This is a genomic window from Alicyclobacillus sp. SP_1 (genome assembly GCF_024706985.1).
Classification (GTDB): domain Bacteria; phylum Bacillota; class Bacilli; order Alicyclobacillales; family Alicyclobacillaceae; genus Alicyclobacillus_I.
The window spans coordinates 95394-107980 of sequence record NZ_JAMCCX010000105.1 but is presented as its reverse complement, the minus strand read 5'-3'; the positions used below and the strand labels follow the sequence as shown (position 1 = coordinate 107980).

The window sequence follows — 12587 nt, the reverse complement described above, 5'->3', positions numbered from 1 at the left end:
AAAAGAAGTCTCCTGGAAGTATTTGTTGATCCTGATGATTCGCGTACAATGTCCTTCCCCCAAGTGCACGGTTTTTTACTCAATCCGCTCAAAATCCATACACTTTCATTCGACAAATTGCACGCGAAATCCTTGTTACAGCAGGGTTTTTAGTTCATTCAGCAGTCCCGAATTAAACGCGGAACACAAACGACTTCAGGTGCACTGGGTTGGTCAACATCTTCAGGTGCAATACTTCCTGCATTTACAGGGAACCATAGCACAAGACGGAACATCGGACGACAGTTGGAGCACAGCCCACCGAAGCAGTCTCGAAAGGAAAGCCGAGGATGCGGTCCAGCGCATTTGCCAACAGACCATTACCGCCTTACAAAAAACGGACTCCTGCGACGCGTTGAGGGTTGGACTGTATGTCTATCGGCATGACCCAAGCCAGTGGCATCAGCATGCGTCTCTGTGGGATAGTGTGTTCTCCAACGCAGAGATTCGCGTCCACGTCCAAGTGACGATTCAACATCCTGGATTGGTTCGCCGGAATCTTGCACCGCCGTCTCTTAAAGGAGGTTCCCATGGCCACAGTTCGCCCCTTTGAAGCCATGCTGCTCTCCCTGATTACTCTCCCTGTCATGGGACACCTATTTTTGGTTTCGATGTTCCTGCAGCACTCGGGGCGAGATACTTGGATTTCCGTTCTCATATCTCTCTGTCTCATGCTCCCGCTCACTTGGGTCTTCGCCAAAATGGTTCATGCCCGCTCCGGTTTGGAACTATCCCAGCGTTTCAGGACATACCCGCATCTGTGGCGCGGCTTCTTTCAGATTTCGTTTGTGTTCTACAACGTATTGAACGCCATCGTGTCTTCGACACTGTTCTTGTCTTTTGTGCGGATTAACTTTCTTCCCAACACGCCCCCGATGCTCGTCAACATCCCTTATCTACTTCTCATCGCCTATTCCCTTAGCAAGGATATCAAGGTGACGGTTTGGATGGGAAGTCTCTTGGCGACTATTGCCATGCTCACTGGACTATCCGTCTCAATGATTGACCACTCCTCCAAAGACTGGTCGGAATGGCTACCTATTTTGGAGAACGGATGGAGTCCAGTCTTCGAGGGACTTTTTATAACGGGCGGGATGTGGACTGAAACGCTCGCTTTACTCATTCAATTGCGTTCCGTACCCAGCTCAACAAAAACGCTTTTCCGCTGGTGGAGTCTTGGAATTTGTCTGAATGCCTTCATGATGGTCATGCCTGCAATGGGCTCAGTTTCCATCTACGGCCTCGAAATGGCACAAAATTTTCTATACCCCAGTGAAGAAACCTTACGCTCCATGGAAGTCATCTTAATTGACCGATTTGATACGTACGGTTTAGCCTTGGCTGCGATGGGCTCCTTCATTCGGACTTCCCTGTTTCTCCAATTGTCAGGATATACTTTAGCGGAAGACCGGACATGGTCTATACGGTGGAAATACATCCTGTTTTTAAGCGTTGCGTGTGTCTCGATATACTGCAGCGCCTCGTTTGTTCGAACTCAAACGGCACTGACCGCTTATACTTGGAGCTCTGGTTTTGCGATTGTCCTGATGGCACTGGCCATTTGTGACTCGCTGAGAGGCCGACGAACCCCCTCTTATTCACGTGACTAAGACCTGGTCATACCAGTCAAAGAGATTTCCAGACCTGAACCGCGTCAATCGGACAGAGGTTCTACTGGCATCACGCAGTGAATCGCTCGGACATTGGTCATGCGTAACAGTGCGTCTCTGAGACCGTCAATCCGATTCGACGGTATTTCGTGAGTGACAATGACAATCTCGGCCTCTCCATGCGACACCCTCTTTTGCAAAACCGTCTCCATACTGACTTGTGCGTCTCCAAACATATTGGCAATGCGCGCGAAAACACCCGGCATGTCATCGACTGAAAATCGCACATAATGACGGTATGGCAAATCGTCCGGGACGACTTGCTTCTCTAACAAGATACGGCTCGCTGGAGAACCGGCCACGCCTAAGCCGATGTTGCGCAGCAAAGCAATCACGTCCCCCAGCACCGCACTGGCTGTGGGCATGGACCCGGCTCCTCTTCCAAAAAACATCAAATCACCAGCAGCATCTCCGCGCACAAATAGTGCGTTGTAACTGCCACTGACATGCGCTAACGGATGATTGCCGGGAATGAGCGCGGGCCGTACTCGCAACGAAAGTTTCCCTGCTCGGTCAGAACCCGTTGCGATGAGTTTGAGAACACACCCAATTTCCTTCGCATATTGAACGTCTCGCGCGGTCACGCGGCGAATCCCCTCTACCTGCACGTCCCCCAACTCTACTTTTGTATGGAACGCAATAGAGGCTAAAATCACAAGCTTTCTGGCTGCATCCAGTCCATCCACATCGCTCGTCGGGTCTGCTTCCGCAAAACCTAACGCCTGAGCTTCTGCGAGTGCCTCATCAAAGTCCGCTCCGCTTTCGGTCATCTTCGTCAAAATGAAATTGGTCGTTCCGTTAATAATCCCTTTTAAATCTGTCACTTCATTCGCAGTTAAGTTCTCTTTGAGAGGCCCTACCAGCGGAATGGCTCCACCCACGGCAGCTTCAAACAGAACTTCAACCCCAGACTCTTCTGCAACTTGGAGAATTTCTGGACCATGCAGTGCAATCAGATCTTTATTGGCAGTGACCACATGTTTCTTGCGTCTCAAAGCTTCTAGAATGTATGAGCGCGCTGGTTCAATACCACCCATCGTCTCAACGATAATAGAGATATTGGGATTCTCTAATATCTCTGATGCATTTGCAGTCAGCTGGCCAGGCTTTAAACTTACATTGCGGGTCTTGTGCAAATCGCGGACAAGAATCTGTTCAATGACTGGATAAAATCCAGTCAAATCCTTAATTTTATCAGCCCGACGCACAGTCAGGGCAACCACACCTTCGCCAACAGTGCCACAACCTAACAAACCAAGGGCCACATTCACAGCTCTTTGCTCCCTCTCTCTAGAACGTTCCGAAGAGTTTAGCTAGTTATACACCGAGTTCCAAGGCCTGTCAAGAATTTGAACAACCTCACACCCGCATATCCCGCACAAACTTAGGCATGCTGTGACGGATGAGACTTGCGTTTCAACCCACTCCACTTTGGCAACAATCGCCGCAGAAAGCGGGGACAACGGAAATGGATTTGACAACCGGAAAACTCCTCTGGTTAGATGCGTACCCAAACCACAAACATTATCCTAGTTTAGAAGAGGATTTAGACTGCGATGTTGCCGTCGTGGGCGCTGGAGAGGCTGGCGCTATTTGCTCTTGGTATCTCCACCATGCGGGACTCAACGTTGTCCTCGTGGACAAACGTCCCGTCGGGTGCGGTAGCAGTTCTGCGAACACAGGACTCGTTCAGTATGCCAATGACACTTCCTTGTGCCAACTTATCGAACGGCATGGAGAGGAAAAGGCGGTCCGTTTCTATCGCCTGTGCCAAAGCGCTATCGACGAATTAGAGCAGATAACGTTTCAATTGCCCGAAACGACCGAGTGGCGTCGCCGTGAGAGCCTCTATTTCGCCTCCACAAAACACGACGTACATGCACTGGAGCGGGAGTATGAAGCACTGGTACACTATGGTTTTCCAGTACAATATTTATCTCCAGTGGAAATACGGGCGCATTTTCCATTCGAGCAGCCAGCAGCTCTGTGGACAAGCAACGACGCAGAAATGAATCCGTTTCGATTGACGCATGCCATTTGTTCTGCCTTAGAAAGTGACGGGATGAAAATTTACGAAGACACTAATGTTGTTCAAGTTTGTGAATCCCACCATCGTCCGACTCTGTTGACATCCCAGAAGCGAAAAATCCGAGCGCGTTTTGTCGTCTTTGCCGTGGGGTACGAATCGGAAGAGCAACACCATTTTCCAGGAAGTGCTCTGCAGAGCACTTACGCCATCGCTACCGAACCCGTGTCCGACCTGTCCGATTGGCATCGGCGCTGTCTGATTTGGGAGACGGCCAGGCCGTATCTGTATCTGCGCACTACGGCCGACAATCGCATCATTGTCGGCGGATTGGACATTCCAGTGGCAGACGGTCCCGCTCGAGACAAAAAGTTACTAGAGAAAACGGATCAATTAAAGCAACGACTCAACTCGCTGTTTCCGCGCTACAAGGATGCCCGAGTAGAGTATCGCTGGGCAGCTACCTTCGGAAACTCGCTCGATGGCCTCCCGCTCATCGGCCGCCACCCGCAACACCCCTGTTGCTATGTGGCGCTCGGTTACGGTGGAAACGGAACTGTCTACTATACCATCGCCGCCCATATCATTCGCGATTCGATTCTGAACGGAACGCATCCCGAAGACGACTTGTTTGCACCTACCAGGATGACGTGGATGCCACGATGGACGCGAATGTTCTTTTGATCACCTTGATAGTGGGACTTGAAGGAGTGGCACTTGAAGGAGTGGAACTTGCGATGCCTGTAGCGGAAACTGCACTTCATCGAGGAAAGCAGCTTGTGCTATGATAAATTCAGATTCTTCGACAGAAGGAGCGCTTTTGTGATGGGCAACCACTATTGCTTTGTCTGCGGGCCGGACAATCCTCGCGGTCTGCACGTACAATTCACTCGCAAGGGTCAATACGGAGCAACCGCGCGGTTTTTTGTGGAGAAGGAGATGGCTGGTTGGCCGACCATCCAGCACGGGGGCATCACAAGCACGTTGCTCGATGAAGCTTGTGCTTATGTCCCCACCTACATGGATAAAATCACTGTCACCGCAGAGCTCAACGTCCTCTTCAAATCCCCCGTACGTGTCGGCGAAACACTGGTCATAGAAGCGGAGCCGCTTCGGATAACAAGGAAACTCATTCTCGTCCACGCCACGCTCCACAATGAAGAAGGGGAATTAAAGGCCGAGGCGACGGCAAAAATGATGGTTCTCTCGGACGACCAGCGCCACCAAATGGGCATGGGGCCCGAGGTGATGAACCTGTTATCGACTGAGCAGCCCTCGTAACTTCATCGTCGATTGCATTCTTCCTCATCTAGGACGGAGATGCCAAAACTCTATCGACGCGTGTTCATTCACCGATGGTCGACTTACGGTCGGTCCGGGAGTTAAGCCGTATGATTCAGTCCACAAGAGGCAGTCACTCGACGCCGAGAGTCTTAGCGGGGCAACCGCTTGAGACTCTAGTGCCGAGGGGCTCCACTATCCCCCAAATGATATGGGACAGTCGTCACGACGATATCTTTATTCCACAGAAACCATGTACGTAGCAGCAGCGAAGACTGATTGTGCAAAATCTGTGCCCAAGGACTACTTGGTAAAAACTGAGACAGAATGACATGCACATGGTCTGCCTGCCCACCTTCATACGTCTCCAGGAACTTTAAAAATCTACGTATGGGGTTGATGAGCGAGCGATATTCACTCTTCAAGGTGACAAGCCTACACGGATTGCCCCACTCCTCCCATCTTCTCTCCATTTTTTCAATGGACTCATCATCAAACCCGATGTACAAAGCAACGACATCTGAGCCAATTGAAAGCGCAAACGAGACCGAATTCAACGTGACGCGGTGCACCCCTGAAATAAGAACGACCGTGACCACATGATGCGGCTCTGGCTTGGCATCTGTAGGATTGATGCGAATTTCGTCAGCAAGCTTGAGGTAGTGTCGGCGAATGAGCGTGGCAATGAACATGATGAGCGGGAGGACGACCAATACAATCCAAGCGCCACCTGTAAACTTCGTGACTGCGAAGACAACCGAGACCACGGCTGTGACGATGGCACCGAAGCCATTAACAATGACTTTCGTTCTCCATAGTTTTCCTCGAACTCGCAACCAACGGCGAACCAAACCCGCTTGCGCAATCGTAAAAGCCACGAAAACGCCAATTGCGTAGAGAGGTATCAGTGCGTTCGTATTCGCTCGAAAGCCTACAATCAGCAGTGTGGCGAGCGCCGACAAAACAAGCATCCCATTAGAATAGCCAAGCCGGTCACCCCTCATCAGCAGAGCGCGCGGCAAGAAGCTGTCTCCAGCAACCAGCGCGGTCAACTGGGGGAATCCCGTGAACGTGGAATTGGCCGCTAGAATGAGCACGATGAATGTTGCCCAGATGATGACCTGATAAATGATACTGTGACCAAAGTAGACGCCAAGTAACTGTGAGAGCATCGAATTGTTTGGATTTACTGAAATCCCCTGGAAATAGAGCAATGACGAAAATCCAAGGAGTGTGATGCCGGTAACAACTCCCAGTGCGACGTAAGCTTTAATGGCACCTTTGGTGCGGGGTTCTCGAAACACTGGAACGGAGTTGGAGATGGTTTCAATACCAGTGAGCGACGAACACGCCGAAGAGAATGCCTTCAGCAACAACAAAAGAGTGAGCGACTGCGGAAAAGTGCCAAACGGAGGCGTATAAGCGCTGACTACGCCGTGCGGACCACCATCAATAAAACCATAGCCGATGAGAAAGAGCATACAGACCATGAAGAACAGTGTCGGCCAGGCAAATAGGGAGGCCGATTCACTGACCCCGCGCAAGTTGACAAAGAGGATAATCAATAGACAGAGCACAGAAATACCGACCACATGTGGTGCCAGACGTGGATAGGCGGAAGCTATTTGCTCCACACCAGAGGAGATAGATACAGCTACGGTCAATATGTAGTCAATCATCAAAGCCGTTGACGCCATTAAACGGACCCAAGGTTGACGGAAGTTGTCTTTGGCAATGGCATATGCGCCACCACCATTCGGATAGGCTCTCACACCCATGATGTAAGACGTAATAAGAATAATGAGCAGTACCACGGTAGATCCGGTAATCGGAAGAATCAACCATTTTATGTCCGGGCCCAAATTGGCAATCTCAGTAATCCCTGCTTCTGGTCCATACGCGACGGATGAATAGAGATCGGCAGCCAAGACAGGCAAAGCAATGACCCAAAACAATTTGTTATGTCGAGAATTCAGTTCCCGCGTTCGCATCGGTCGACCAACTACAAAGCGCTTAAACGATGTGAAGTTAGACGCCGCAAACCACAAAGCGACCAACGCCAAAATAATCACGATGGGATCGATATACGTCATCGGTGTCTGCAACTTGCCAGGGCCCCCATTTCTACTCACTGTCCTGGCTAGTGTACCCTAATTTGTCGAATAGCGCGACCAACCTAGGTCGCGAATTTGTGCACGTTCGTGAAGAAAAAAGTCATCCTTTCCCTGCCACCTTGCAACCCATCTGAAACATCGCTATTTTGCGCACCGAGGGAACGCGATGGGGCCATAAAGCGGGATATTTGTTTGGCGCCGCTACCTCAATGCGCATCGCGACGATGCTCCCGTCTCCTCCGATAGACAACGGCAGCTATGCCGACAAGGACAAACAAGATGAGGATAGGCAGTCCACGGTGAAGGAGCACTACATGATAGTGATTCCAAGCTACGCCCACATAGCGTCCAAAGACAACAAAAGTTACCGTCCACATCAGCGCGCTGAGCAAATTCAGGGCTGAGAACTGCCAAAAAGGCATCGCGTCAATACCTGCAAGATAAGGCACCAGTACTCGCACTCCAGCAATAAATTTCCCAACCACGACCAACCATCCTCGCCACCTCGAGAATTGCTGCTCGGCGACGTTGAGCCTCGACTCGGTCATTCCGACATAGCGACCAAATCGCACCAAGATAGTGCGTCCGAGAAACCTCCCGAGCCAATAAGCAAAGGTTGAGCCAAAGGCATTACCGAGAACAGCCATAACCAACAGTGGCAATAAGGAAAATGTCCCTTGCGCCCACTCCACGCCAGAAACAATCAGAGTGGTCTCCGCAGGAAACGGAACTCCGACCATCTCTAAGAGGAGCACAAAGAAGACGCCAAAATAACCGTAATGTTGAATCAGTGCATGAATGTGAATATGCAAACGGTACGAACACCACCTTGTCTGTTTCACGATTATCACAAAAGGAAATGAGTGGTATAGATAGTCGATTGGGGCTTGACAGACGGCGGACATAACTACCCTTATAGTAATTCATTGTCCGCCGCCGCACACGAGGATATTCCAGTGTGGTCCAAAAGATTTACATCATACCTGCGATATCTAAGACTCTTTCTCGTTCAAAAACCGTTTCTTTTAGACGACCTCCACCTTGTAGTCCTCCTGAACGGTTGCGTCTTTGCCTTGGTGAAACCGCAGTGCCCGGAATACCACGGTCAAAACAAAGGCAATCACAAGGTTCACCACTCCGGCCGTAAGTCCTGCATAGGCAGCAATCGTCAGATGTCCAAAATGAATGGCGTAGATAGACGATTTAAAGCCGTTGGCAACCGCCATAGAGGTGCCATAATACATTCCGACCGCCCAGCCAATCAGTAACGCATAGCGGTCAAACCAACGCGTATAGAGACCGAGGACAATCGCCGGTACCGTCTGCAAAATCCAAATACCACCAAGGAGTTGAAGGTTGATGGCGTACTGAGTTGGAATGCCGATAACGAAGTACAGCGCTCCTAGCTTGACCAGCAATGAAAATAATTTGGCGACTCTCGATTCATGTTGAGGAGACGGGTTTTTTACGAAATATGCTTTATAGATATTGCGCGTAAAGAGATTCGATGCCGCGATGGACATAATGGCTGCCGGAACCAATGCACCAATGGCAATAGCGGCGAAGGCAACGCCAGAAAACCAAGAGGGAAATTCTTTGAGGAACAAGAGTGGAACCACATTGCTGGTCACTTTCGTGTGCACACCTGCCGCTAAAGCCGCAATACCGAGTAGAGCCACAATACCGAGCATGAACGAATAGATGGGTAGAAAAGCCATGTTTCGCTTGACGGTTTGACGGCTGTTGGCGCTGAGCGCACCCGTCACCGCGTGTGGATAGAGAAACAGTGCGACTGCAGAGCCCAGCGCAAGGGTGGCATACGGCATAAATGCTGGTTTGGGGAGCACCAAAGACCCTTTCGGGTGATGCGTGGAAAGTGCTATGCCCGCCGCGTGAAAGATGTGTCCAAAGCCACCCAATTTGATAGGGAGAGCAATGACCACCACGAAAATGACGACATAGATGAGAATGTCTTTGACAAAAGCGATCATCGCGGGAGCGCGCAAACCGCTTGTATACGTGTAAAACGCAAGGATGAGGAAGGCGATGACGAGCGGCCAATCTCCGGATAAGCCCATGGCTCCAATGACTGCTTTCATCCCGACGAGCTGTAGAGCAATATACGGCATGGTTGCGAGAATGCCTGTAAGCGCAACCGCCAAAGACAGAAGTTTGCTGTCATACCGACCTTCAATGAAGTCGGACGCGGTAATGTACCCGTGCTGGCGCGCTACCGACCACAATCTTGGCAAAAAGAGAAATGCAAGAGGATACTCAATGATGGTATAAGGGACGGCATAAAACCCAAGTGCCCCGGACCCAAACATCAGTGCTGGAACTGCGATAAACGTATATGCAGTGTACAGATCTCCGCCCAATAAAAACCAAGTGACAATGGCCCCGAAACGTCGCCCACCAAGACCCCATTCGTTTAATTCTGTCAAATCTCCCCGTCTCCAACGGGCTGCAATGAAACCCATGACGGTCACGAGGGCAAATAGAACAATGAAGACCGACAGTGCAGTCCAATTCAACTTTGCTCACTTCCTCTTCTGAGTGATCTACACTTTCTCCCGAGTGGCATAGTAGACAATTCCCGTAAGGATCGCCGCAATAATCACCCACAAAAACTGATACCAGTAGAAGAACGGGATGCCATAGAACGTCGGCTTCACGAACGAGTAAAATGGCGGATACAGTGTGGCGACGAGCGGAATGACCAACAGCCAAAGCCAAGCACGAGATGAACGACGTTTTTTGTTTGATTCTTCAGTCATTTTTTCACCTCCTCGATACGATCGACTTGATTGCAAAATACATTGAAACATGTCACAAGTCAATTGAGGACGAGATACAAATTATTTTCATTGATAGAATACATATCAAAGCTGATTATGAATTGATTCATTCTAGTGACGTACTGTCATGAACGAGTTGACTGACAGTGACAAACGAATATCCTTCTGCCTCTAAAGAAGGAAGCAACCGGTACAAAGCTTGAATGGTGACCGTACGGTCTCCACCTTGGTCGTGAAAGAGTAAGATGGCCCCCGGCTTCGTATGCTTGAGTACACGCTGAATCAGCCGCGAGACCGGTGGGTTTTCCCAATCTCTGGAATCGACACTCCAGAGCACGATTCGGTAACCGTGCAGACGAGCGACCTTTATCACCACTTTATCCATGTGTCCACGAGGCGGACGAAACCACGGTGCAATACGCCCTTCTCCCGCAACCTTCTCCATAGCATCTTTTGGCAACTCTAACTCGCGCGCAATCGACTCTGCACCGAGACCACGAAGCACGACATGATGATAAGTGTGATTGGCAATTTCATGACCTTGTCTAAGTTCGTCGAGAATCAGGGTTCGCATAGGAACAATGCGATTGCCAATTACAAAGAACGTGGCGTGTGCATGGTATTTGCGCAACAACTTGAGGACCTGTGGCGTGAAAGTGGCACTAGGGCCATCATCAAAGGTCAGGGCAATTTCTTTCGTCTCCGTGGGTACCGACAACCATATGCGAGGAGCAGCTTGCACAGAAGAAACCGCAAAACACAGGAATAGAAGCACCACAGTCATCGCGACGAGCGGTTTGCACAAGACCGAGACCTGCAGTGTGATGGACCCTTTACGACATCTGCCAACGACATTTATAATCCGCGTCAAACAATTCAACACAGCCTCCACCTACCGCCGCGTAGTGTGCGCGGCGGAGGCAAAAACATACTTTCCATTTTTATCTGAATCGCTCTTTGGAGTGACGACCTACATGTGCCACCCCCCAGAGAGGGCCGTTATTTCCCGATACGTGCGTTTAGGTCAAGTTGGCAACAAACATCTTTTTGCCCTCGGGTTGCTTGTCAATAGCATGAGGCTCCAGGGTGACCGCGACCGTAGGATACCCTTTAGGCAACACGGAGGCAAAGAGGGCCTGACCATGTCGACCCGGATAAAAGACTCCGAGAGACTTTGGCGCTTGCCCCGGTCGAATCGCCCAGACTTGATAAATTTGCGACCCTTTGGTTTCTGGCAGTCCAGAAAATCGAATGAGCAAACTCTGCTGAGAAAGCCTGTCCGCCACCGTCAAGACGGCAGCAGAGCCCTTGGTGACAGCGGTCATAGGCAATTGCGCCTGCACAGTACCTACGGACTCGCGAAGTGGTGAAAGCCCTAGACTTTGTCTATATAAGTAAGCGGATCCTCCCGCCAAAATAAGAACCGAAGCCGCTATCGGTGTGAGCCAGCGCAAAACGGATGTTCTCCGGCTGGGGCGAGATGCTTGCGGGATGCGCACTATGTGTCCAGAATCCATCGCAGAGCCAGAATCGACCGCAGGTCTAGAATCCATCGCAGAGCCTGTTTTCGCACCCCCTGAACGAATGGCAACAGAGCCCTCTTCGAACAGTTCGTCTCCAAACACAGACGCCAGCACTCGAGACTCCATGCCGTCTGGTATCTCCACCTCGTCAAAGTCGTACAGCATCCAGTCCGCGACTTCCTGCAGTGCCGTTACTTCTTGCTGACACTCTTTGCAGGTCTTCAAATGTTCCTCAAAGTGACGGCGTTCCTCATCTGTCAATCCATCGAGGACGTACGCTTCACGCATACTGCACAGTTCCTGCGTGTCCATCACAGCGTCTCCTCCATTTCCACGGACGTGAGTTGCCGACGCAACTTCTCCATCCCTAACCGAATCCGACTCTTCACAGTACCTATTGGGACCGAAAGTATCTCGGCAATCTCCTGTTGCGTCAACCCTTCATAATACATACGTTCGATAGGAATGCGTTGATCACTCGGCAAAGAATCCAGCGCTTGACGAATTTGTCGCGACGTATCAGCGTGCGATGCCATCTCGTCAGGAAGCGCTGCCCGATCCGGTACGTCATACGTCTTTTCCTCACTATCCAAAGCAAGTGTTCCTCGACGCTGACGGGACCGAATATAATCAATCGCAATCCGTTTTGCGATAGTCAGCATCCATGTCCGCAAGCTAGCACTCGACGGATTGAAAGAATCACGCGCTTTCCAAATCCGAGTAAAAACATCCTGGACGATTTCTTCTGCCGCCTGGGAGTCGCGCACCATTCTCAGAGCAAAACCGTAGACGGGTCGCTCGTACCGTCGGTACAGTTCCGTCAGAGCAGCCCGGCTACCCTCTGCGATGTCTCGCATCAATTCTTCATCCGTTCGTGTCATCCGACCAAGGTCCTCCTTGATGGCCTGCTGTCACAACCATGACCTATCAGTCCATCTGCTCAAAGTATAGACCATTCCTACGGAAAACGCCGCGAGAGAATTCTGTGTCGCCGATCTCGCCATTTTTCGCGTCACTGCCCGTCTGCACCGCCCCTGAAACGAGAATGTCATGCATAATCCGACCATTTATGGTGATGCTTTTAGCGCAAGCACAAAGAAAACCCATTTCGGCAGCGACCAACATCAAGACATGAA

At 50.6% G+C, this 12587-nt stretch carries 12 protein-coding genes; 4 read left to right on the top strand and 8 right to left on the bottom strand.

Going from position 1 to position 12587, the window contains the following annotated elements; translation table 11 throughout:
- Together M4I36_RS16680 and M4I36_RS16675 are read left to right on the top strand one after the other, a co-directional pair.
- Positions 1 to 592 (top strand): Ger(x)C family spore germination C-terminal domain-containing protein (locus M4I36_RS16680; protein WP_258112888.1); only part of this gene is annotated, 592 nt, incomplete at its 5' end.
- The gene (locus tag M4I36_RS16675) at positions 570 to 1649 is read left to right on the top strand and encodes a GerAB/ArcD/ProY family transporter (protein WP_258112887.1); all 1080 of its coding nucleotides are present in this window, start codon (positions 570 to 572) and stop codon (positions 1647 to 1649) included. The genes M4I36_RS16680 and M4I36_RS16675, both read left to right, overlap by 23 nt.
- Before the next feature lie 44 nt (positions 1650 to 1693).
- On the opposite strand, the gene M4I36_RS16670 is transcribed toward M4I36_RS16675, so the two are convergent.
- Complete coding sequence (locus M4I36_RS16670; RefSeq protein ID WP_258112886.1) at positions 1694 to 2980, bottom strand: homoserine dehydrogenase; 1287 nt, start codon at positions 2978 to 2980, stop codon at positions 1694 to 1696.
- A gap of 197 nt (positions 2981 to 3177) precedes the next feature.
- Between M4I36_RS16670 and M4I36_RS16665 the strand changes: the two genes are divergently transcribed.
- Both M4I36_RS16665 and M4I36_RS16660 read left to right on the top strand, forming a co-directional pair.
- The gene (locus tag M4I36_RS16665) at positions 3178 to 4419 is read left to right on the top strand and encodes an NAD(P)/FAD-dependent oxidoreductase (RefSeq protein ID WP_258112885.1); all 1242 of its coding nucleotides are present in this window, start codon (positions 3178 to 3180) and stop codon (positions 4417 to 4419) included.
- A 141-nt stretch (positions 4420 to 4560) separates the two neighbouring features.
- Entirely contained in the window at positions 4561 to 5016 is a 456-nt protein-coding gene (locus M4I36_RS16660; protein WP_258112884.1) for a PaaI family thioesterase, read from the top strand.
- Between the two features lie 176 nt (positions 5017 to 5192).
- Here the strand turns inward: M4I36_RS16660 and M4I36_RS16655 are convergent, their stop codons facing one another.
- From M4I36_RS16655 to M4I36_RS16625, 7 genes are all read right to left on the bottom strand, one after another.
- Positions 5193 to 7121, bottom strand: coding sequence for an APC family permease (locus M4I36_RS16655; RefSeq protein WP_308661384.1), 1929 nt, complete (start codon positions 7119 to 7121; stop codon positions 5193 to 5195).
- A gap of 215 nt (positions 7122 to 7336) precedes the next feature.
- Positions 7337 to 7942, bottom strand: coding sequence for a DedA family protein (locus M4I36_RS16650; RefSeq protein ID WP_258112883.1), 606 nt, complete (start codon positions 7940 to 7942; stop codon positions 7337 to 7339).
- Between the two features lie 213 nt (positions 7943 to 8155).
- The gene (mctP, locus tag M4I36_RS16645; RefSeq protein ID WP_258112882.1) at positions 8156 to 9664 is read right to left on the bottom strand and encodes a monocarboxylate uptake permease MctP; all 1509 of its coding nucleotides are present in this window, start codon (positions 9662 to 9664) and stop codon (positions 8156 to 8158) included.
- Between the two features lie 27 nt (positions 9665 to 9691).
- Complete coding sequence (locus tag M4I36_RS16640; protein ID WP_258112881.1) at positions 9692 to 9907, bottom strand: DUF3311 domain-containing protein; 216 nt, start codon at positions 9905 to 9907, stop codon at positions 9692 to 9694.
- 127 nt (positions 9908 to 10034) lie between these two features.
- Entirely contained in the window at positions 10035 to 10808 is a 774-nt protein-coding gene (locus M4I36_RS16635) for a polysaccharide deacetylase family protein (protein ID WP_258112880.1), read from the bottom strand.
- 139 nt (positions 10809 to 10947) lie between these two features.
- Positions 10948 to 11763, bottom strand: a complete 816-nt coding sequence (locus M4I36_RS16630) for an anti-sigma factor (protein ID WP_258112896.1) — start codon at positions 11761 to 11763, stop codon at positions 10948 to 10950.
- The gene (locus tag M4I36_RS16625) at positions 11763 to 12332 is read right to left on the bottom strand and encodes an RNA polymerase sigma factor (RefSeq protein WP_258112879.1); all 570 of its coding nucleotides are present in this window, start codon (positions 12330 to 12332) and stop codon (positions 11763 to 11765) included. The genes M4I36_RS16630 and M4I36_RS16625 overlap by 1 nt, the downstream gene beginning before the upstream one ends.
- Positions 12333 to 12587: the final 255 nt, after the last annotated feature.

Excerpts from the sequence above, each read along its gene's own strand:
- M4I36_RS16675 (WP_258112887.1), top strand. The coding sequence starts at position 570 with ATGGCCACAGTTCGCCCCTTTGAAGCCATGCTGCTCTCCCTGATTACT.
- M4I36_RS16665 (WP_258112885.1), top strand. The coding sequence starts at position 3,178 with ATGGATTTGACAACCGGAAAACTCCTCTGGTTAGATGCGTACCCAAAC.
- M4I36_RS16660 (WP_258112884.1), top strand. The coding sequence starts at position 4,561 with ATGGGCAACCACTATTGCTTTGTCTGCGGGCCGGACAATCCTCGCGGT.
- M4I36_RS16640 (WP_258112881.1), bottom strand. The coding sequence starts at position 9,907 with ATGACTGAAGAATCAAACAAAAAACGTCGTTCATCTCGTGCTTGGCTT.
- M4I36_RS16630 (WP_258112896.1), bottom strand. The coding sequence starts at position 11,763 with ATGGACACGCAGGAACTGTGCAGTATGCGTGAAGCGTACGTCCTCGAT.
- M4I36_RS16625 (WP_258112879.1), bottom strand. The coding sequence starts at position 12,332 with ATGACACGAACGGATGAAGAATTGATGCGAGACATCGCAGAGGGTAGC.